This window comes from Micrococcus sp. EWR3.9.1 (genome assembly GCF_052615555.1).
In genome coordinates, this window is sequence record NZ_JBQXFD010000014.1 from 35,252 (window position 1) to 55,076 (window position 19,825).

Genomic DNA, 19,825 nt, shown 5'->3' on the forward strand with positions numbered 1-19,825 from the left:
GGTCACGGTAACAGCGCGGCGGGGCCGCGTGCGCTCCGCGTCCGCAGAGTGACCGACGACAACCGGTCCGGGTGGTGACGGGGGCCGCGCCCATGACGCACAGTGGTCCCCATGACGATCATCAGCACCGGAACCAGCACCCCCGAGAGCGCCGCGGCCTGGCGGGCCGCTCTGGCCGAGGCGGCCCTGCGCGGAGAGGACGTGGTCTGGTTCTCCCTCGACGGGACCGAGCCGGACGAGGCGGAGGCGCGCGAGGCCGGCGTCGCCGTGTCCGTGGCGCACGCCCAGGAGCGCGGCCGGGACGCCGTCGGCGACCTGCTCGAGCATGCCGAGCGCGTGGGCGCGAGCCGGATCGTGGTGGGCGTGAAGCACCGCTCCCCCGTGGGCAAGCTGCTGCTGGGATCGGCCGCGCAGCAGATCATCCTCGAGGCGCGCGTCCCGGTGGTGTGCGTCAAGCCGTGAGGGCCGACGTCGGGCGGGCGGCCCCGCGCCCGGCCCACCCCGCGGCGTTTGGGGGCGGTTTCGGGCGGTATTCGGCGTGGATACCGCCCGAAACCGCCCCCAACGGGTGAGTGGGACCAGCCTGGGAACGCCGAAGGCCCCGGAACCGTGTGGTTCCGGGGCCTTCGTCCTCGGTGCGCGAGGGGGGACTTGAACCCCCACGTTCTTGCGAACACTGGCACCTGAAGCCAGCGCGTCTACCAATTCCGCCACTCGCGCGAGCGGCTTCCTGATCTCGGCTCCGGACATCCGGCGACCGTCACAGGCAGCGAGGAACACTCTAACCCCCGGCCGCCCGGGCGTGCAAATCGACCCCGACGCCCACCCCCGCGTCCCCGCCACGCCCGTGGCTCGCCCCCTCCGGCACCTCTCCCACCCGCGCTCCACCCCGCAGAATCCCGCTGTTCTCGGCGGTCTCCCAGCCCGGCCCGTAGTATCGGGACGGACAACTGTGGAAAGGGGCCCCGTCGTGGGACTTCTGGACAACCTCGAACGCGGCCTGGAGCGGGCCGTGCGCTCGGCCTTCTCGGCCGGCGGTCCGCGGGCGGTCAAGCCGGTGGAGATCGCCTCGGCCCTGCGACAGGCGATGGACGACGAGTCGATCGCGCTGTCCGAGGGCCACACGGTCGCGCCCAACAGCTACGTGGTCCACTTCTCCCCCGCCGACTTCGAGCGCGCCCGCTCGTGGGGGTCCACCCTCGCCAGCGAGCTGTGCGATGAGGTCATCCGCCACGCCGACTCCCAGGGCTATGCACTGCCCGGCACGGTCCGGGTCGCCTTCCACCCGGACGCGGACGTGCGCGGCGGGGACCTGCGCGTCGTCACCCGCCTGGACGACGGCTCGCTCACCGCCCCGGCCCCCCACGACGACGGCGCCTCGCCCGCCACCGCCCACGGCCCGGGAGCCACCGCCCCGGCGCCGGACCGACTGGTCGAGGACCCGCCGGCGGCCGCGCCCCGCGAGCCCTCCCCCGCCCCGCGCGTCGGGCCCCGTCCGGCGCCCCGCCGGGCCGCCGCCCCGGCCGCGCCCGCCGCCCCCTCCCACGCCGACCAGCCGACCGTCGTGATGGGCCGCCCCGTGACCGAGCCCGCCGGCCCGGCACTCGAGCTGGACGGCCGCATGCTCCCCCTGGACGGGGACGACCTGATCCTCGGCCGCTCGGCCGAGCGTGCCGACCTCGTGATCCCGGACTCCTCGGTGTCCCGCGAGCACCTGCGCCTGCTCACCGTCGGCTCCACGGTCACGCTCCTGGACCTGGGCAGCCGCAACGGCGTGCTCGTCAACGGCCGCCGCGTGGACGGCTCCGTCACCCTGCGCGACGGGGACGTGGTGACCGTCGGCCAGACCGAGCTGCTGTTCTTCGGCGGGACGGGGGGCCGCGCATGAGCGAGCTCGCCGTCGCCGTGCTCCGCATGGGCCTGCTGCTGGCCCTGTGGGTGCTGATCATCTCCATCGTCATGGCGCAGGGCCGCGACCTCGTGGTCGGCCGGCGGAACAAGACGCGCCTCCAGCAGGCCCAGCGCGACGCCGGCCTGGTCACCGCGGTGCCCGCGGCCGGGGCCGCCGGGGCGGGCTCGTCCGCGGTCGACCGCCCCGCGCCCGCGTCGACGCCGTCCCCCGCCGCGTCCGCGCCGACGACGCCGGCCCCGCGGCTGTCCCGGACTCTGCGGGTGGTCGAGGGCCCGAAGGCCGGGCAGACCATCGCCCTGGAGGGCCGTCCCCTGCTGATGGGCCGCGCCCAGGACGCCGACCTGGTGCTCGTGGACGACTACGCCTCCGGCCGCCACGCCCGGCTGTTCCCCCAGGGCACCCGCTGGTTCCTCGAGGACCTCGGCTCCACGAACGGCACCTACGTCAACGGCGCCCCCGTCACCCGCGCGGTGCCCGTGGGCCCCGGCACGGCCATCCGCATCGGCAAGACCGTCATGGAGCTCGAGGCCTGACCCATGACCCTCGTCCTCCGCTACGCCGCCCGCTCCGACGTCGGCCGCGTCCGTGCCAAGAACGACGACTCCGCCTACGTGGGCCGTCATCTGGTCGTGCTCGCGGACGGCATGGGCGGGCACGTGGGCGGCGACGTGGCAAGCGCGTCCACGGTGCTGGACCTGGCCCCGCTGGATGCGGTGGGCTACGAGGACCCGGCCACGGTGCTGCCGGACGAGATCCAGAACGCCAACCTGATCCTCAACGAGCTGGTGCACGCCAACCCCAAGCTCGCCGGCATGGGCACCACGTGCACCGCCGCCCTGCTCGCGGGGACCACGCTGCACATCGCGCACATCGGCGACTCCCGTGCCTACCGGCTCGCGAACGGCGAGTTCTCCCAGGTCACCACGGACCACACGTTCGTGCAGAAGCTCGTGGACGAGGGGCGTCTCGAGGCCGGGGAGGCCCCGTTCCATCCGAACAAGAACGTGCTCATGCGCGTGCTCGGCGACGTGGACGCCTCCCCCGAGCTGGACGTGTTCGAGGTGCCCGTCGCCCCCGGAGAGCGCTGGCTGTTCTGCTCGGACGGCCTCACGGACGTGGTCTCCCCCGAGAAGATCCACGAGGTGCTGCGGGACTCGGAGGCTCTCAACCAGGCCGTCGACACCCTCGTGGACCTGACCCTCAAGGGCGGCGCCCCGGACAACGTCACCGTGGTGGCGTTCGAGATCGCGGAGGGCACGGCGGAGGAGCTGGCCCCCGTCCCGGACGTCCACCTGTCCGAGCAGGCCCTCGCCGCGGCCCACCCGCCCGAGGTCGGCCCGGTCTCCGGCCTGCTGCTGCGCGAGGACCTGGACGCACGACCCCACCTGCTCGTCGGCGCGGCCTCCAACGCTGTGAGGACCGATCGCATCCCCGTGGTCACCCGCAGCTCCACGCGCCGCCGCGCCGCTGCCCTGCTCGGCGAGACGCCCGTGCCGGAGAACCGTCCCCGGCGCACCGCGGCCGTCCTCACGGACGGGCCGGATCCCGACGTCGCCGCGCGCCCGGACCCGTCCGCCCCGCCCGCCGCGCCGCGCGGCACCGCGGCCGCCGTCGGCTCCTCCTCCGCCGCCACACCGGCCGCCACCGCTGCCGACCAGCCGTCCGACGAGGCCGCCGAGGCGTCGGCCACGGCCCCCACCCCGGCCCCGGCGACCTCCGGGCCCGCCGGCGGCTCCGAGGCCAGGGCCGCGCGTCGGCGGCGTGGGAAGGACGACCGCCCGGTGCAGTACCGTCGCGGCTGGTTCATCCCCGTATTCACCACGCTGCTCGCCCTCACCCTCGCGGCCGTGGCCGTGTGGGGCTACCTGTGGACCCAGACGCAGTACTACGTGGGGGCCAACGACGGCCGGATCGCCGTGTTCAAGGGCGTCTCCCAGCGGCTGGGCCCGCTCGAGCTGTCCCACGTGGACCGCCAGACCGACCTCCCGGTGGACGCGCTGCCCGCGTACGCACGCGACCGCGTGAACGCCGGCATGGCCGCCCGGGACGTGGACCACGCGGAGCAGATCGTCGCCGAGCTGCGCGACTCGCTGCACCCGAACGCCCCCGCCCCCGCCGGTGAGCCCTCCGAGCGGGCCCGGCCGAGCGCGACGCCGTCGTCGTCCTCCGCCCGCCCCTCGGACGCGTCCGGCTCCGCCGCGCCGACGAGCCCGGCATCGTCCCCGAGCGCGACGGGAGGTGAGGCCCCGTGACCGAGGTGATCTCCCCCGCACGCCCGCGCCGGAACATCGAACTGGTCCTACTGCTGGCCGCCCTGGCCATCGCCCTGGGGGCGGACCTGCTGGGCATGATCGGCACGGACGCCCCGCTGGACTCCACCGCCTGGGTGCCGCTGGGCATCTTCGGCGCGGCCACCCTCGTGCTGCACGTGGTCCTGCGGCTGCGGGCCCCCTACGCGGACCCGTTCATGCTGCCGATCACCGCCCTGCTCAACGGGCTGGGCCTGGCCATGATCCACCGGCTGAGCCAGGACGCCGCGATGGCCAACCCCACCTCGCAGCTCGTGTGGTCCGTCCTGGCCGTCCTGGTGGCCTCCGCCCTGGTGTTCCTGGTGCGCGACCACCGGGTGCTGCGGCGCTGGCCGTACCTGTTCCTCGCCGCGTCCGGCGTGCTGCTGCTCCTGCCGCTCGTGCCCGGGCTGGGCCTGAGCATGTACGGGGCGCGGATCTGGATCGACGTCGGCTTCGGCACCTTCCAGCCCGGCGAGATCGCCAAGATCACGCTGGCCATCTTCTTCGCCGGCTACCTCTCCGCGAACCGCGACCTGATCCTGCTGGCCGGCCGCCGCGTGGGCCCGGTGACCTTCCCCCGAGCCCGGGACCTCGGCCCGTTGCTGGCCGGCTGGCTCCTGGCGCTCGGCGTGCTCGTGTTCCAGCGCGACCTGGGCTCGGCCCTGCTGTTCTTCGGCATGTTCATGGCGATGCTCTACATCGCCACGTCCCGCGCCTCCTGGATCCTCCTCGGCCTGGGCCTGATCGCCTTCGGCGCGGCGCTGGCGTTCCTGTTCATGCCGCACGTGACCGCCCGGTTCGAGATCTGGCTGAGGGCCTTCGACCCCGAGATCTACCATCGCGACTTCGGCGGCTCCTACCAGGTCGTCCAGGGCCTGTTCGCGATGGCCTCGGGCGGGCTGATGGGCACCGGCCTGGGCGCGGGCAACCCCACCCAGGTGCCGCTGTCCTTCTCGGACATGATCCTCACGGCCATCGGCGAGGAGCTCGGCTTCGTGGGCCTGGCCGCCGTGCTCGTCCTGTACTTCCTGCTCGTCACCCGCATGATGCGCGCCGCCCTCGGCGTGCGCGACGCGTTCGGCAAGGTGCTCGCCTCCGGCCTGGCCTTCACCATGGCGTGGCAGGTGTTCGTGGTGATGGGCGGTGTGACCCTCGTGCTGCCGCTCACCGGCCTCACGACGCCGTTCCTCGCCGCCGGCGGCTCGTCGCTGCTGGCCAACTGGATCATCGTGGGGCTCGTGCTGCGCATCTCGAACGCCGCCCGCCGTCCCGCGGTCGTGGACGGGATGGTCAACGCGTCCGGGCCCGGCGCCGGCCACCTCGACCCCGGCACGGCGCTCCCGGCGGCCGCTGTGCCCCCGGGAGGAGGTGAGGAGCGGTGAACGAGGCGATCCGACGCACGTGGACCGTCATGGCGGCCATGATCCTGGTGCTCGCGCTGGCTGCGTCCGTCATCCAGGTGCTGGCCGCGGACCAGCTCAAGACGCACGCCCTGAACTCGCGGCAGATGTTCCTGGAGTTCGGCGCCCCGCGCGGGCCGATCCTCGTGGACGGCGAGCCGATCGCCGAGTCCGTCCCCTCCGACGACGCGTACCACTACCAGCGCGTCTACCACGAGCCCGAGCTGTACGCCCCGCTCACGGGCTTCTATTCGCTCACCTACGGCACCGCCGGGCTGGAGGCGGCCATGAACGAGCAGCTCTCCGGCACCCCCACGTCCCAGTTCGTGGACCGCGCCATGGAGATCATCACGGGTGCCACGCCCGAGGGCGACCAGGTGGAGCTGACGATCGACCCCGAGCTGCAGCGTCTGGCGTACGACGCGCTCCCGGACGGCGTGCGCGCCTCCGCCGTGGTCACGGACCCGACGACGGGCGAGATCCTGGCCATGGTGTCGAGGCCGAGCTTCGACCCCAACGCGCTCTCCTCGCACAACCCGGCCGAGGCGCAGGCGGCGATGGCCGCGATCGATCAGATCCCCGGTGCCAGCGCGTACCGCAACCGCGCCTCGGAGCAGCTCGTGTCCCCCGGCTCCACGTTCAAGCTCATCGACGCGGTGGCCATGCTCGAGTCCGGTGACTACACCCCGGACGGGACGGTGGACATCCCCGCCGCGTGGACGCTGCCCGGCACGACCACGGAGCTGCCCAACTACGACGGCTCACCGTGCAACACCGTGGGGCGTCAGACCCTCACATGGGCGCTGGCACAGTCCTGCAACACCCCGTTCGCCATGGCCGCCGTCGAGCTGGGCCAGGACCGGATCCGGGAGGCCGCCGAGCGGTTCGGCTTCAACGACTCCTTCGAATACCCGCTGCCCGTGACCGCCTCCGTGTTCCCCTCCGACCTGGACGACGCCGCGCTGGCGCAGTCCTCGATCGGCCAGCGGGACGTGCAGGCCACCGCGCTGCAGATGGCCATGGTGGCCGCCGGCATCGCGAACGACGGCGTGGTCATGGAGCCGCAGCTGATCAAGGCGGTCCGCCGTTCGGACCTCACCACGGTGCAGGAGTTCAGCCCCCGTGAGCGCGGCCGGGCCACGACCCCCGAGGTGGCCGGGCAGGTCTCGGACATGATGGTCTCGGCGGTGGAGGACGGCATCCTGGGATCCGTGCAGTCGGACACGGTGCGGATCGCGGCGAAGTCGGGCACGGCCGAGGTCGGGGACACGGGCAACGTGCACTCCTGGATCACCGGCTTCGACGCGAGCGAGAACCCCCGGGCGGCCGTGACGATCGTGGTGGAGGACGAGCCGCCGGGGGTTGGACATCAGACAGTCGTCAGTGGCATGAAGGCAATCATGGAAGCGGTGGTCACGGAATGAGGCCGACATCGGGCATCACCCTCGGCGGCAGGTACCAGTTGACCGATCGCATCGCGATCGGCGGCATGGGCGAGGTGTGGAAGGCGCGGGACAAGGTCCTGGGCCGGATCACCGCCGTGAAGATCCTCAAGGAGGAGTACACGGGTGACCCCAACTTCCTGCGCCGCTTCCGGGCGGAGGCCCAGCACACCGCGCTGCTGAACCACCCCGGCGTCGCCAACGTCTACGACTACGGCGAGGAGAAGGGCTCCGCCTACCTCGTCATGGAGCTCGTGCCCGGCCAGCCGCTGTCCTCCATCCTCGAGAAGGAGAAGGTGCTCTCCCCCGAGCGGACCCTGGGGATCATCGCGCAGACGGCGGCCGCGCTCTCGGCGGCCCACGCCCAGGGGCTCGTGCATCGCGACGTCAAGCCCGGCAACCTCATGATCACGCCCACCGGCCGGGTGAAGGTGACGGACTTCGGCATCGCGCGCCTGGCGGACCAGGTCCCGCTCACGGCCACCGGCCAGGTGATGGGCACCGCCCAGTACCTCGCGCCCGAGCAGGCCACGGGGCAGCAGGCCACCGGCTCCTCCGACCTCTACTCGCTGGGCATCATCGGCTACGAGGCCCTCGCCGGGCATCGCCCGTTCACGGGCGAGTCCCAGATCGCGATCGCCCTCGCCCAGGTCAACGACACCCCGCCGCCCCTGCCGGACACCGTCCCGGCCCCGGTGCGCGCCCTGATCATGTGCATGCTCTCGAAGGACCCCAAGGAGCGGCCCTCGGACGCGACCGCGCTCTCGGAGGCCGCCGACGCGCTGCGTCGCAAGGACACCCGCGGCGCTGTGGAGGCCGTGCCCGGCCTGGCCGCCTTCCTCGAGGAGCAGGGCGTGGCCGACCCCTCGGGCGCCGAGACCGCCCCCCTGGACTACGACGGCATGCGCACCACCCATCCCCGCGCCGAGGGCACCCGGACGGACGGCTTCCCCGCCACCGCGGCGCTGCCGGTGACCGCGGCCCAGCCCCGCACCGACGACGCCGCCCGCGGCCCCGGCGCCGCCGGTGCGGCGGCCGGTGCGGCCGGCGCCGCCGCGAGCGCGAGCACGCGCGACCACGAGATCGCCGCCGTGCGCGACCAGCAGACCCGCCCGGGCGACGTCGTGGACCCGGGCCCGCCCGCCGGGGGCGGCTCCGCACCCGCCCGCCGGCGACGCGCCAACCGCTGGCCGCTGTGGGCGCTGCTCGGGCTCGTGGTGTTCGCCCTGCTGGGGGCCCTGCTGTGGCCGCTGCTCACGGGTGGCCGCGGCGTCGGCGGCTCGGCGCCGGCGACCTCGCAGGAGGAGTCGTCCGTGCGCGTCGACCCGGAGGCGTACAGGGGTCGCCCCGTGAGCGAGGTGCGCACCGAGCTCGAGGGCCTCGGCCTGGCGGTGCGCGAGGAGGACCGCGACGCGCAGAGCCCGCAGGGCACCGTCGAGGAGATCAACCCCGTGGGGGCGCTGCGGCGCGGTGAGACCGTCACGCTGGCCGTCTCCACCGGGGAGGGCGTCATCCCGGAGGGCCTCGTGGGCCAGCCCGTGGAGAGCGCGATCCAGACGCTGCGCGACCGCGGCTTCACCGTGGACCGGGTGGACGACCCGTCCGCCGACGGCGCCGACGGCGAGGTGGTGCGCGTGGTGCCCGGCGAGGGCGAGCGACACCGCTACGACACGCACGTGCAGCTGATCGTGGCCACCGGCGGGTCCGACGCCGCGCCGACCCGCGAGGCGTCCCAGCCCGCCTCGGAGCCGGAGCCCAGCGCGTCGGAGGAGCCGAGCACCGGGCCGAGCCCGTCGGCCTCGGACGAGCCCAGCCCGTCCCCCACCGCCGAATCCCCGACGGCCACCGCCGGCCCGGAGCCCACGCGGGAGCCGTCCGAGGAGCCGACGACGCCCACGGGGGATCCGACGACGGAGTCCTCCGGGGAGTCCACGGCACCGACGGGCGAGCCCACCACCGACCCGTCCGCTGACGCGCGTGGTGCGGAGGCCTCGTCCGCCGACGCCACGCCCTCCGCTTGAGCGGCGGGCGGGACGGGCACGCGGACGTGTCTGTGGATGAGCAGAGAATCCTGAACGGGCGGTACCGGATCGGTGAGCTGATCGGGCGCGGCGGCATGGCGGACGTCTTCCGCGGCGAGGACCTGCGGCTGCACCGCCCGGTGGCGGTCAAGCTGATGCGCCGGGACCTGGCGCGCGATCCGCACTTCCAGGCACGCTTCCGCAAGGAGGCACGCTCGGCGGCCTCCCTGAACCACCCCTCGATCGTCTCCGTGTACGACACGGGCGAGGTCTCTCTCGAGGACGGCCTCCATCCGGTGGACTGCCCGTTCCTGGTGATGGAGCTCGTCTCCGGCCGGACGCTGCGGGAGATCCTGCACGCCGAGGGCGCCGTGGGCACGGACCGTGCCGTGGCCTGGACCCGGGGCGCGCTGGAAGCGCTCGAGCACGCGCACGAGGAGGGCATCGTCCACCGCGACGTGAAGCCCGCGAACGTCATGGTCACGGAGACGGGCGCCGTGAAGGTGATGGACTTCGGGATCGCCCATGCGCTGGCCGACACCTCCGCCACCACGTCGCAGACCCAGGCCGTGGTGGGCACGGCCCTCTACCTGGCCCCGGAGCAGGCGACGGGCCGCACCGTGGACGGCCGCGCCGACCTCTACGCGGCCGGCTGCCTGCTGTTCGAGCTGCTCACGGGCCGACCCCCCTTCACGGGTGACACGCCGCTGGCCGTGGCCTATCAACACGTGCGCGAGGAGCCGCCGGCGCCCTCCGACGTCGACCCCGACCTGCCGCCCGCGTTCGACCCCGTGGTGCTGCGCGCCCTGCGCAAGGATCCGGAGGACCGGTTCCCCACGGGCACCGCGTTCCTCGCGGCCCTCGAGGAGGCCGCGGCGGATCCGCACGCCGGCCCCGGCCGTCACACCCCGCCGCTCGATGCCTTCCCTCCCGCCCTCGTCGGCGCGGTGCTGGGCGCCGCGGCCGCGGAGCACGGGGCCGATGTGCCGACGGCCGCGGTCCCGCTGACCCGGCCGACGCCCTCCGTCCCGGCCGAGCCGGACGCCGCACAGCCCCAGGCGGCGAACCATGCCGTGGCGGGTGCGGGACTGCTCGGCGCCGCCTCCGCCGCGCAGCTTGCCGCCGCCGCCGCCATGGACGGCCCCCGCCCGGTGACGGTCGGCCAGCCGGTGATGCCCGGTGCGGTCGCGACGCCCCGGCCCGAACCGCAAGGGGACACGCCGGCGCCAGCGACGGCCACGCACCGTCGTGTCCGCCGGCGCCTCCGCCGGCGCACGCTCCTGGCGGCCGGCGCGGTCCTGGTGGCGCTGGCCCTGGTCCTGGCGCCGTGGCTCGCGGCGGCTCTGCCCACCACCGCGGAGGTGCCCGCGGTGGTGGGGCTGCAGCAGGACGAGGCGGTCGCGGCGCTCGAGGACGCAGGTCTGGTGGCCGTCGTCTCGTCCGCGTACATGGCCGACGCCCCGGACGGGACCGTCACCCAGAGCGACCCGCCGACGGGCACGGAGGTGCCCCGCGGGGCCGAGGTGCGGATCCGGGTGTCCCGCGGCGAGGAGGGCATCGCGCTGTCCGACTCCCTGCACGGGCTGTCCGAGGACGCGGCCCGCCGCGAGCTGGAACGGCTGGGCCTGCGTGTCTCCTCCGTGCAGTACCAGGACGACGGCCGACTCGAACGCGGGCTGCTCGCCCGCACCGACCCCGCGATGGGCACGCACGTGCCGCCCGGCTCCTCCGTGGTGCTGCACCTGTCCAGCGGCATGGTCGACGTGCCGGATGTGGTGGGGATGAGCGCTCCGGACGCGCGGCGTCAGCTGGCGCTGAGCGCCCCCGAGCTGCGCGTGCGGATCCAGGACGAGGACGGCGCGACCACGGACACCGGAACGGTCGTGGCCCAGGATCCGCCCGCCGGCGTCCGCGTGGACAACCGTTCCTCCCTGACCCTGACGGCGTCCTCGTGGATCGCGCCCACGGCCGAGCCCTCCGAGCCGGCGCCGCCGTCCAGCGAGGCGCCCGAGCCCACGCCGTCGGCGTCCGCGTCACCGAGCCCCCCGCCGTCGGAGAGCCCCGAGCCCTCCGCGAGCGCGGAACCCTCGCCCTCGCCGTCCGCCTCGGCCACGCCCAGCCCCGAGCCGACGACGACCGCGACGCCGTCACCGACGCAGAGCCCGGCGCCGACGTCGGCGGCCCCGTCGGAGCCGACCGGGCAGCCGCCGAGCACGTCGCCCACCGCGACGCCGGTGGACCCGCTGCCGACGCTGACGCCGGACCCCGAGCCCTCGATCGATCCGCCGCCGTCCACCTGAGCGGACGGGGCGCCGTCGGGCCCGCGAACCGGGCCCCGGGACCGGTCAGTCCTGGCGGACGAGGGGAGAGAGCCGGCCGCCGCGCTCGGCGGCCCCGGAGAGCCCCACGGACTCGAGCCAGTTGCCGAGCATCCGGTAGCCGCCCTCGGTGAGCACGGACTCGGGGTGGAACTGCACACCCCACAGGGGCGCGGTGCGGTGGGCCAGTCCCATCACGACGCCGTCCTCGGTCTCGGCGGTGATCTCCAGGACCGCCTCGTCCACGGTGGGCCGCACGGCGGCCAGCGAGTGGTAGCGGGTGGCGGTGAACGGCGAGGGGACGCCCTCGAACATGGGGTGCCCGCCGTGGCGGACCAGGGACGTCTTGCCGTGCATGAGGGACTCCGCGTGCGTCACGGTGGCGCCGAACACCTCCGCGATGGCCTGGTGCCCCAGGCACACCCCGAAGAGCGGGCGGCCGCCGTCGGCTGCGGAGCGGATGAGGTCGAGGGAGACACCGGCGTCGGCGGGCGCGCCCGGCCCGGGCGAGATGAGCACCGCCGTGTGCTCGGCCGCGAGCTCGAGGGCGCGGGCGGGGGTGACCCCGTCGTTGCGGATCACGGTGGTGCGGGCCCCGAGCTGCTCGAGGTAGCCCACCAGGGTGTAGACGAAGCTGTCGTAGTTGTCGACGACGAGGACGGAGACCTGGGGGCTCTGCACGGGGGCGCTCTTTCCTCCCCGCCGCGTGGGAGCGGGGTGCATAGACTGGCCGGGCACGTCGCTGACCCCGGTCCTGGGCAGGTCAGCAGGATACCGTCCCCGCCCCGGTCTCCGCCGGTGGGGGCGCCCACCACCCCCCACCCGAGGAGAAGACCCGTGGCAGCACCCGCCGGCAAGCGCAAGGACTCGGCCCGTCGGAAGCGCGAGGAGCTCGAGGCCGCGCGCCGCAGCCGCTCCGCCGTGCGGACGGACCTCGGGGACGTGGACCCGGGTCCGAAGCCCCTCTCCCCCGTGTACAAGGCCGTGATGTTCGGCCTGCTGATCCTCGGCCTGCTCTGGATCATCGTCTACTACCTGACCCAGGGTCTCTTCCCGATCGTGCAGATCGGCGGCTGGAACATCCTCGTGGGCTTCGGCCTCGCGCTGGTCGGGTTCCTGATGATGTCCCGCTGGAGCGAATGACACGCGTGTAGTTCTCCACAGCGGTGGACAACCCTGTGGATGAGGGATCCGCACGATCCGGCCCGTATACGAGTTGTCCCCGGAGTTGTCCACAGGTGTGGACACCCCTGTGGGAAGAAGTGCACACCCGCCTGTGGGGAACTCCGGGGACGGTCGGAGACGGCGGCCTAGCCGAGCAGGCCGGCCACCGTGACCCGTGCGGCGCCGAGCACCGTGAGCGCCGCCAGCGCCGCCGCCACGACCACGAGGCCGGCCACCTGGGCGCCCACGGACGGCAGGCGCGCGCGGCCGGGGCGCAGCCCGCCGGCCAGGGAGAACACGACGGCGACGACGGCCCCCGTCAGCAGCCCGCCCACGTGCACCTGCCAGGCCACCCCGGGCAGCAGGAACGAGAACACGAGGTTCAGGCCGATCAGCACGGCGATCGAGCGCACCTGGCCGCCCCGCACCCGGGTGAGCAGGAACAGGGCCGCGAACATGCCGTACACGGCGCCGGACGCCCCGACGACGGGCTGCAGCGGGTCCGAGACCCACAGCGCGAACACCGCACCGCCCACGGCGGAGAGCACGTAGAGGGCGAGGAACCGCCACCAGCCCAGCGCGGGCTCGAGCACGCGCCCGATCACCCACAGCGCGAGCATGTTCAGCAGCAGGTGCGTGGGACCGGAGACGTCGTGCACGAGCGCGTAGGAGGCCATCCGCCACGGCTCCATGCCGTACGGGGACGTGTAGAGCCCGGCGTACCAGAGCGCCTCGGTCACACCGGACGCCTGATCCCGGGTCAGCCACTGCGCCGCGTAGACCAGCGTCGTGACCGCCAGCAGGATCCAGGTGACGGGCGAGGCGGCGAAGCCCGTCCGCCGTCGGGCCGGGACCGTCGCGGCGGCGCCGGCGGCGGGGGACGACGTCGGAGCGGGGCCGGCCACGACGCCGGACGCACAGTCCACGCAGACCGGTCCGGCCGCGGAGCCGGGACGCTGGCAGTCGAGGCACGCGGGGCGCCGGCAGACGGCGCAGCGCACATGCGCCGCACGGCCCGGGTGCCGCGGGCACACCGGGGGTGTGCCGTCCGCGGAGTCCGGGCCGTGCGGGTCGGAGGGGGTGGTGCTCACCGAGGGGCTGCTCAGGCCTCGTCGATGTCGATGGACTCGATGACGACGTCCTCGAGCGGGCGGTCACGGGGATCGGTGGCGACGGCGTTGAGCTCGTCCACGACCTTCTGGGAGGCCTCGTCCTTCACCTCGCCGAAGATGGTGTGCTTGCCGTTGAGCCAGCCGGTGGGCACGGAGGTGATGAAGAACTGCGAGCCGTTGGTGCCGGGGCCCGCGTTGGCCATGGCCAGCAGGTAGGGGCGGTCGAACTGCAGCTCGGGGTGGATCTCGTCGCCGAACTGGTAGCCGGGGCCGCCGATGCCCATGCCGAGCGGGTCGCCGCCCTGGATCATGAAGTCCTTGATGATGCGGTGGAACACGGTGCCGGAGTACAGCGGGGCGCCGTTGTTCTTCTCACCGGTCTGCGGGTGGGTCCACTCCTGCTCGCCGGTGGCGAGGCCCACGAAGTTCTTCACGGTCTTCGGGGCGTGGTTGCCGAACAGCTCGACGACGATGTCGCCGTGGTTCGTGTGGATGGTCGCGGTGTGCGTGTTGTTCGCCATGCGCCCCATTGTTCCATCCGCGGCGGCGGGCCGTCCGGATCCCGCCGTCCGGGGGCGGGTCTTCCGCGATCGGCGTACGCACTCCCGGCGTGCCGGGACCCGTGCCACGGCGGGGGTCGGCCACTAGGCTGGGCCTCGAGGACCACCGCGTTCAACGACCATCCAGAACCCACGGGAGGCATCACATGGCTCGCACGACCCTGCACGACGAGATCCAGCACGACGGCGGCGCGAACGCGTTCGTCGCACGCCAGGCGGAGAACCTGCGCCACTGGGCCGCCCCGAAGGTGGAGTCCACCCGCGCCTGGGGCGAGGTGGCCGCGGCCTACGGGCTGATCGGCGGCTCCGCCGCGGCCGAGGAGGGCCGCCGCAAGGCCCAGGACGCCAAGAAGGAGTACGGCCCCGTGGTCGAGCGCGGGGCGCGGAAGGCCGGCGAGGCCGTCGCGCACCAGTACGGGCTGCTGGCCCCCGCCGTCGCCAAGGGCGTGGACACCGTCCAGGACTTCCTCGAGCACCTGCAGGCCCAGGCGCAGGACGCCGGCCACGAGGTGCAGCAGCAGTTCGCCGCGGCGCGCAAGGACGCTGAGAAGGCCGCGAAGAAGGGCCGCCGTCGTGGGGGCCGCAAGGCCAAGCAGCTGCGCCGGGACGGCCGCCAGGCCGCCCAGGGCCTGCGCAAGGACGCGAAGAAGGCCGCCAAGGGCGCCCGCAAGGACGGGCAGCGGTCCGCCGCCCTGTTCAGCGACCGTGCCGGTCAGGCCAAGGACGCCGCCGCGGCGGGCGGCGTGACCCTCGCCGGTCTCCTCGCCGCGGGCCTGTCCGCGCTGCAGGAGCAGGGCGGGAAGGTGGCCCCGCAGGTGCAGGCCCGCCTGGCCGACGCCGGCGACTACGCCCAGCGCCGCAAGGAGGAGGTCCTCCCCGTGGCGGCCGCCCGCCTGGCCGACGGCGCCGCGCACGCCCGCAAGACCGCCCACGACGTCGAGGTCCCGGACGCCCTGGAGCAGGCGCTGATCAAGCTCACCGGGGACAAGGCGATCGTGAAGCGCCTGCGCAAGGGTGCCGAGCAGTACGCCGGCGCGGCCGAGAAGGACCTGAACCGTGCCGCCGGTCGCCGGGCCTCCCGCTCGGGTGGCCGCGCCTGGATCGTCGCGGGCATGGCGGCCGCCGCCGCCGGCGCCGGCTACGCCCTGTGGCGCCTGACCAAGCCGGTGCAGGATCCGTGGACCGCCCCGGTCCCGGGCCCGATCACCGCGAACATCCCGGTGGTGGAGGCGAACAACCCCTACGCCCAGCAGCAGAAGGTCGTGGCCGAGGCCGGCTCGGCCGCGGCGGGCCAGGGCGTGCGGGTGGACACCGCCGCCCCGGACCCGGTGGCCGCCGCCAACGCGAAGGTGCTGGGCGTCCAGCCCGGGCAGCAGCGCTGACCCGCTTCCCCGCGCCCTGAGCGCGCAGCGGACGGAGCCCGGCCCGCGCATCCTCGGCAGAACCGAGGGTGCGCGGGCCTTGTCCGCCGCCGGGAGCGCGCGGGAGGCTGGGACTGCCCGGGATCCCGACGCCGGGCGGAGGAGTGATCCGCATGAGCACGACCCTGACCCTCTTCGGCCACTCGGCCGTCCGCCTCGAGAAGGCCGGCCGGCGCCTCGCGTTCGACCCCGGCGCGTTCAGCGATGCGGCGGTCCTGGACGGCGCGGACGCCGTCCTCGTGACGCACGGCCACCCGGACCACGTGGTCCCCGAGCAGCTGGCCAGGGCTGTGGCCGGCACGGAGGCGCACGTGTGGGCGCCACGGGACCTCACGGGGCCGCTGGGGGAGGCGGGGCTCGACGCCGGGCGAGTGCACACGGCCGTGCCCGGGGAGACGTTCGAGGCCGCCGGCTTCCGGGTGGAGGTGCTCGGCGGGGAGCACGCGGTGATCCACGCCGAGGTCCCGCGCCCGGTCAACGTGTCCTACCTCGTGGACGGGGCCGTGCTGCACCCCGGCGACTCGTTCACGGTGCCGGACGCCGACGTCGAGGTGCTCCTGCTGCCCGCCGCGGCACCGTGGCTGCGCATCGCGGACGTGGTGGACCAGATGCGGGCCATCGCGGCGACGCACACCCGCCCCATCCACGACGGCATCCTCAGCGAGGACGGCAAGGGCGTGGTGGACGGGGTGCTCTCGGGGCTCGCCGAGGGCGTGACCGACTACCGTCGTCTGGCCCCCGGGGAGCCCTGGACGTTCTGAGGCACGGGGAGGCGACGGCGGCCGGCCCGGGGCCGGTCACCAGCTGAGGGTGATCTCCAGCTCGGCGTCGCCGCCGTCCTCGACCTCGAGCTCCACCTCGAGTCCCACGCGGTCCGGGACGGTGACGACGACATCGCGGCCGCCGTGCTCGATCCGCACCTCGTTCTGCCGGGAGAGCTGGTCGGCGAGGTCGCGCAGGCGTGCGGCGGCCTGCTCGCGGCTGAGGGTCTGCTGCTGCTCGTGCTCGAAGAGGTCCTTGCCCATGGCACCGACGGTAGTCGGTGGGCGGGGTGCGCGCGACGGACGGGCCCCGGCGCGGCCGACGCCGGGGCCCGTGCGGGTCAGCGGGACGTGGCCGGGGCGAGGGCGGGATCGTCGTCGCGGTGGATCTCGAAGCCGGGTGCCCGGTAGGTGGGCTCCCGGCGCTTGAGGGCGCGGATGACGAGCAGGGTCACCGGCACGATGAGGATCTCCACAAGCGTCTTGTAGCCGAAGCCGGTCACCGTGTAGTTCGCCAGTTCCAGCAGCGAGATGGTGCCGGCGTAGGCGATGGTGCAGAAGATCAGGGTGTCGAAGAACTGGCCGACCACGGTGGAGAGGATGAGCCGGAACGCCACGTGCCGTTCCTTCATGCGCTCCTTGAGGCGGACCACGATGGACGCGTTGAGCAGGGAGCCCACGAGGAACGCGACGACGCCGGCCACGGTGATCCGCAGCATCGGGGCGAGGGCCTGGTCCCAGACCTCGAAGCCCTCGACGGGCGTGGTCCAGGAGACCACCGTGTAGGTGAGGGCGGCGAGCACGAGCATCGCGAAGCCGAGGACAATGGCGCGGCGGGCCCGGCGCCAGCCGTACACCTCGGCGAGGATGTCGCCGACGATGTACGCGAACGGGAACAGGAAGGCGCCGCCGTCGAAGATGAGGGGGCCGCCGTCGTAGAAGAGGTCCGAGATGACCGGGACGGTGGGGCCGTAGAAGAGCTTGGCCGCGGTGACGCCGGAGAGGATGAGGAGGGCGATGAAGACGCCCACGAAGATGTCGTAGTAGCTCGCGGGCACCCGGGCGTAGGCCGGAGTGCCCTGCCCAGAGGCGGGTCGGTCGGGGGACGGGGCGTGGGTGGTGGTGTTCACCGGACCATCCAACACCACGCACGACGGCGACGGGCGCGGTGGGCGCAGACGGACCCACCTTGGGCATACAACAGGGCCCGGGAGTCTCACGACTCCCGGGCCCTTCTTCGATGGACCTTCGTAGGGAGTTTGAGAACCCCTGCCCGCACCTGAAAACTCTGTCTTTGCGCAGGTCACGCGGCTTCTACAACCACGACCAGCGCTGCTCCGAGGCTACCGTGACTGAAGCGCCCTGAGTCTCCACCAGACTCAGGGCGCTTCACGCCTTTTCAGTCTCCGGGGTGGGCGGTCTGGTCCGCGAGGAGACGAGCGGCCTCCGCAGCGTATGGTGCTTCCACTTGGACCTCGTAGTGGCCCGCCTCAAGGGTCTGCAGTGAGTCGAAGTCCCGTCGGCCGCCCGTAGCCAGGTGTCCAAGGAAGGAAAGCAAAGCGCCCCACACTGCGCCAGAGGCGACCGAGATGATCATGATGGCCAGCCAACCGAATCCGGGGGCGAACAGCCCGAACAGCAGGCCTAGCAGAACACCGAACCATGCTCCAGCGGCTGCGCCCCGTAGCGCAGCTTTTCCTCTTGTCAAGCGACCGAGTACGTGCTCGACTACACGAACGTCGAACCCCACGATCGCCACTCTTTCCACGGGGAAGCCGGCGTCGGAAAGACGGTCAACCGCTGCCTGCGCACTGGCGTAGTCAGAGAACCGCGCGATCGTTTGTTTCCAGCGGGGGTCATTGGTGAACGAGAGCTCACTAGCGTCCTGTTCCGGAGGGGTGTTGCGAGGGGCCTCGGGGCTGGTCATGGGAGTACTCCTTGAGTGAAAAGTGGATGAACCACCGTGCTAAGACCAGAAGGCTGGGTGCACGCCCCTCTTCCGGTCTTGCAAGAACGGATGGTGCGCCGTTCGGCATCAGGGAAAGGTCGCCCTTGTTTGCGTTCGGCGCGTGCCGCGAACGAGAAGCATCGAGTTGGTTTGTTCCGTGCCCTACATCCGCGGCAGGTTCTCTGTCGGTGTGAGTCCTGTCGTCTGGCTAACTTTGGCTCGTCGATGGGTCTCCGGCCGGGCGTTACTCCTGAGTCGAGTGCTGACTCAGAACATGAATCTTGCGGGGTTTCACCTTTTCGCTTTCGACCCCGGGCAGGTCGGCGGTGAGAATGTCACGGTCAGCTTCCCGGTACAAGTCGACCGGCATCAGCCGCGGTCCTGGACGAGCGTGCAGAAGGCTCGATGCGAGGCGGTCAAGTTCGCCGAAAGATCGGAGGACGTTGTCATAGCGAATCGATTCCTTCCCGATATGGTGGCGTCGGATGTCCCCGACGGTACTCATGTTAGCGCGGTTCACCCATGGGTGCTACTACTACTTCTTTGTTTTTCCACCTTCATATCGGCACGGGAGTGGCACCCGTTCCATTACTCTGTGGTCACTTTCGTAACGCCGATTTGGGCGAGGCGCTTGCCGATGAGGTGGTTCGTTGCCCGCACACGCCGGACGGCGCCCCCCCTCATCCGCTCCACGATGCGCAGCACGGCTTCGGAGCGGAACTCGTCGAGGTCGCCCATAATGACGTCGATGGGGGCTTTGGCATGGGCGATGTCGCTGAGTGAGCGCGGTCTGTGACTCGATGGAGTGCCGCAACGACTTGATGAACGGCTCCCAGTTGCGTTCAGTAGTATCGACAGCTTTGGGGATGAGCAGTAGCCGCTGTACCAGCGCAGCATGCCGGAGGGTGAACTTCCGGTTCGTGCGGAGGTACTCGAAGAGCCGCAGGTAGAAGTCCATCCGGGCCCGCTCGATGACGTCCCCGATCTCATGGGGTGCCAGATAGATAGGTGGGCTGACCATCACGTGCTTCGCGACTCGCTTTCGCCGCCGGGCGGCGTACCGGGCGGCGCCGATGAGGGCGCCCATAGAATGCCCGACCACAGTGAACGGCTCCCGCAGCCGCAACGAGGCGACCATCCGCTCGATAGCGGCGACATGGTCGGCCAGGGTGTAATCGGCCCACTCCGGGGCCGGCGACTCGCCGAAGCCAAGCAGGTCGATGGCGATGCACCGGTGGGTGCGCTCGAGCAACGGGATCACGTGGTGAAACGTCACCGACGAGGACGCAATACCGTGCAGCAGCAGCACCGTCGGGCCCTCGCCGCGTTCCTCGGCAATATGCCGCACCGGGATGCGGCGAAACCACCTCATCCGACGCACCGTCGAGCGGATCCCGCCCGCAACGCCCGCATGGGCCACCGGAGGATCCGCGGGTTCTCCCACGGCTGCCGGTTCGGGGCGGCGTGCGGCGTCA

General features: G+C 72.9%; 18 protein-coding genes and 1 tRNA gene. 11 read left to right on the forward strand and 8 right to left on the reverse strand.

What is annotated here, in order from left to right; translation table 11 throughout:
• Positions 1 to 111 precede the first annotated feature (111 nt).
• On the forward strand, positions 112 to 462 hold the full coding sequence (locus ACUJ8O_RS09135) for a universal stress protein (RefSeq protein ID WP_017489351.1): 351 nt from the start codon (positions 112 to 114) through the stop codon (positions 460 to 462).
• Positions 463 to 636: 174 nt separating this feature from the next.
• Here the strand turns inward: ACUJ8O_RS09135 and ACUJ8O_RS09140 are convergent.
• Positions 637 to 720 (reverse strand) — tRNA-Leu (locus ACUJ8O_RS09140).
• Positions 721 to 970: 250 nt separating this feature from the next.
• Here ACUJ8O_RS09140 and ACUJ8O_RS09145 point away from each other — a divergent pair.
• The 7 genes from ACUJ8O_RS09145 to pknB are packed head-to-tail and all read left to right on the forward strand — an operon-like array spanning position 971 to position 11,366.
• A complete protein-coding gene (locus tag ACUJ8O_RS09145) occupies positions 971 to 1,888 on the forward strand; it encodes an FhaA domain-containing protein (RefSeq protein WP_078026171.1) in 918 nt (305 codons plus the stop codon).
• The gene (locus ACUJ8O_RS09150; RefSeq protein ID WP_010079714.1) at positions 1,885 to 2,445 is read left to right on the forward strand and encodes an FHA domain-containing protein FhaB/FipA; all 561 of its coding nucleotides are present in this window, start codon (positions 1,885 to 1,887) and stop codon (positions 2,443 to 2,445) included. Before ACUJ8O_RS09145 ends, ACUJ8O_RS09150 begins: the two co-directional genes overlap by 4 nt.
• Positions 2,446 to 2,448: 3 nt before the next feature.
• Complete coding sequence (locus ACUJ8O_RS09155; RefSeq protein WP_012750687.1) at positions 2,449 to 4,164, forward strand: PP2C family protein-serine/threonine phosphatase; 1,716 nt, start codon at positions 2,449 to 2,451, stop codon at positions 4,162 to 4,164.
• Positions 4,161 to 5,585, forward strand: a complete 1,425-nt coding sequence (locus ACUJ8O_RS09160; protein ID WP_012750686.1) for an FtsW/RodA/SpoVE family cell cycle protein — start codon at positions 4,161 to 4,163, stop codon at positions 5,583 to 5,585. Before ACUJ8O_RS09155 ends, ACUJ8O_RS09160 begins: the two co-directional genes overlap by 4 nt.
• Positions 5,582 to 7,027: a peptidoglycan D,D-transpeptidase FtsI family protein gene (locus tag ACUJ8O_RS09165; protein ID WP_095347428.1), complete on the forward strand. Its 1,446-nt coding sequence runs from the start codon at positions 5,582 to 5,584 to the stop codon at positions 7,025 to 7,027. The genes ACUJ8O_RS09160 and ACUJ8O_RS09165 overlap by 4 nt, the downstream gene beginning before the upstream one ends.
• Complete coding sequence (locus ACUJ8O_RS09170; RefSeq protein WP_371506797.1) at positions 7,024 to 9,066, forward strand: protein kinase domain-containing protein; 2,043 nt, start codon at positions 7,024 to 7,026, stop codon at positions 9,064 to 9,066. The genes ACUJ8O_RS09165 and ACUJ8O_RS09170 overlap by 4 nt, the downstream gene beginning before the upstream one ends.
• Before the next feature lie 32 nt (positions 9,067 to 9,098).
• Positions 9,099 to 11,366: a Stk1 family PASTA domain-containing Ser/Thr kinase gene (gene pknB, locus ACUJ8O_RS09175; RefSeq protein ID WP_445373328.1), complete on the forward strand. Its 2,268-nt coding sequence runs from the start codon at positions 9,099 to 9,101 to the stop codon at positions 11,364 to 11,366.
• Positions 11,367 to 11,411: 45 nt separating this feature from the next.
• Here the strand turns inward: pknB and ACUJ8O_RS09180 are convergent, their stop codons facing one another.
• Positions 11,412 to 12,065 (reverse strand): glutamine amidotransferase-related protein, encoded by a 654-nt coding sequence (locus ACUJ8O_RS09180; protein WP_170747707.1) that lies wholly within the window; start codon positions 12,063 to 12,065, stop codon positions 11,412 to 11,414.
• A 156-nt stretch (positions 12,066 to 12,221) separates the two neighbouring features.
• Between ACUJ8O_RS09180 and ACUJ8O_RS09185 the strand changes: the two genes are divergently transcribed.
• Entirely contained in the window at positions 12,222 to 12,527 is a 306-nt protein-coding gene (locus ACUJ8O_RS09185) for a cell division protein CrgA (RefSeq protein WP_020624438.1), read from the forward strand.
• 167 nt (positions 12,528 to 12,694) lie between these two features.
• Here the strand turns inward: ACUJ8O_RS09185 and ACUJ8O_RS09190 are convergent, their stop codons facing one another.
• Positions 12,695 to 13,639 (reverse strand): rhomboid family intramembrane serine protease, encoded by a 945-nt coding sequence (locus ACUJ8O_RS09190; RefSeq protein ID WP_233263230.1) that lies wholly within the window; start codon positions 13,637 to 13,639, stop codon positions 12,695 to 12,697.
• Between the two features lie 11 nt (positions 13,640 to 13,650).
• The gene (locus ACUJ8O_RS09195; protein ID WP_049161430.1) at positions 13,651 to 14,181 is read right to left on the reverse strand and encodes a peptidylprolyl isomerase; all 531 of its coding nucleotides are present in this window, start codon (positions 14,179 to 14,181) and stop codon (positions 13,651 to 13,653) included.
• A gap of 185 nt (positions 14,182 to 14,366) precedes the next feature.
• On the opposite strand from ACUJ8O_RS09195, the gene ACUJ8O_RS09200 reads away from it, so the two are divergent.
• Positions 14,367 to 15,602, forward strand: a complete 1,236-nt coding sequence (locus ACUJ8O_RS09200; RefSeq protein ID WP_095347625.1) for a hypothetical protein — start codon at positions 14,367 to 14,369, stop codon at positions 15,600 to 15,602.
• Between the two features lie 152 nt (positions 15,603 to 15,754).
• Positions 15,755 to 16,402: an MBL fold metallo-hydrolase gene (locus ACUJ8O_RS09205; RefSeq protein ID WP_036337286.1), complete on the forward strand. Its 648-nt coding sequence runs from the start codon at positions 15,755 to 15,757 to the stop codon at positions 16,400 to 16,402.
• Between the two features lie 36 nt (positions 16,403 to 16,438).
• On the opposite strand, the gene ACUJ8O_RS09210 is transcribed toward ACUJ8O_RS09205, so the two are convergent.
• The 4 genes from ACUJ8O_RS09210 to ACUJ8O_RS09225 form a co-directional block, all read right to left on the reverse strand.
• Positions 16,439 to 16,666, reverse strand: coding sequence for an amphi-Trp domain-containing protein (locus ACUJ8O_RS09210; RefSeq protein ID WP_049161426.1), 228 nt, complete (start codon positions 16,664 to 16,666; stop codon positions 16,439 to 16,441).
• A 77-nt stretch (positions 16,667 to 16,743) separates the two neighbouring features.
• Complete coding sequence (locus ACUJ8O_RS09215) at positions 16,744 to 17,532, reverse strand: queuosine precursor transporter (RefSeq protein ID WP_036337288.1); 789 nt, start codon at positions 17,530 to 17,532, stop codon at positions 16,744 to 16,746.
• Between the two features lie 269 nt (positions 17,533 to 17,801).
• Positions 17,802 to 18,329, reverse strand: coding sequence for a general stress protein (locus ACUJ8O_RS09220; RefSeq protein ID WP_095347626.1), 528 nt, complete (start codon positions 18,327 to 18,329; stop codon positions 17,802 to 17,804).
• Positions 18,330 to 18,885: 556 nt separating this feature from the next.
• Positions 18,886 to 19,770, reverse strand: coding sequence for an alpha/beta fold hydrolase (locus tag ACUJ8O_RS09225; protein WP_095347627.1), 885 nt, complete (start codon positions 19,768 to 19,770; stop codon positions 18,886 to 18,888).
• Between the last annotated feature and the right edge of the window lie 55 nt (positions 19,771 to 19,825).

Bases quoted from the DNA above. Each gene is read 5' to 3' on its own strand.
- ACUJ8O_RS09210 (WP_049161426.1), bottom strand. From the start codon at position 16,666: ATGGGCAAGGACCTCTTCGAGCACGAGCAGCAGCAGACCCTCAGCCGC.
- ACUJ8O_RS09150 (WP_010079714.1), top strand. From the start codon at position 1,885: ATGAGCGAGCTCGCCGTCGCCGTGCTCCGCATGGGCCTGCTGCTGGCC.
- ACUJ8O_RS09220 (WP_095347626.1), bottom strand. From the start codon at position 18,329: ATGACCAGCCCCGAGGCCCCTCGCAACACCCCTCCGGAACAGGACGCT.
- ACUJ8O_RS09195 (WP_049161430.1), bottom strand. From the start codon at position 14,181: ATGGCGAACAACACGCACACCGCGACCATCCACACGAACCACGGCGAC.
- ACUJ8O_RS09135 (WP_017489351.1), top strand. From the start codon at position 112: ATGACGATCATCAGCACCGGAACCAGCACCCCCGAGAGCGCCGCGGCC.
- ACUJ8O_RS09205 (WP_036337286.1), top strand. From the start codon at position 15,755: ATGAGCACGACCCTGACCCTCTTCGGCCACTCGGCCGTCCGCCTCGAG.
- ACUJ8O_RS09200 (WP_095347625.1), top strand. From the start codon at position 14,367: ATGGCTCGCACGACCCTGCACGACGAGATCCAGCACGACGGCGGCGCG.
- ACUJ8O_RS09170 (WP_371506797.1), top strand. From the start codon at position 7,024: ATGAGGCCGACATCGGGCATCACCCTCGGCGGCAGGTACCAGTTGACC.
- ACUJ8O_RS09155 (WP_012750687.1), top strand. From the start codon at position 2,449: ATGACCCTCGTCCTCCGCTACGCCGCCCGCTCCGACGTCGGCCGCGTC.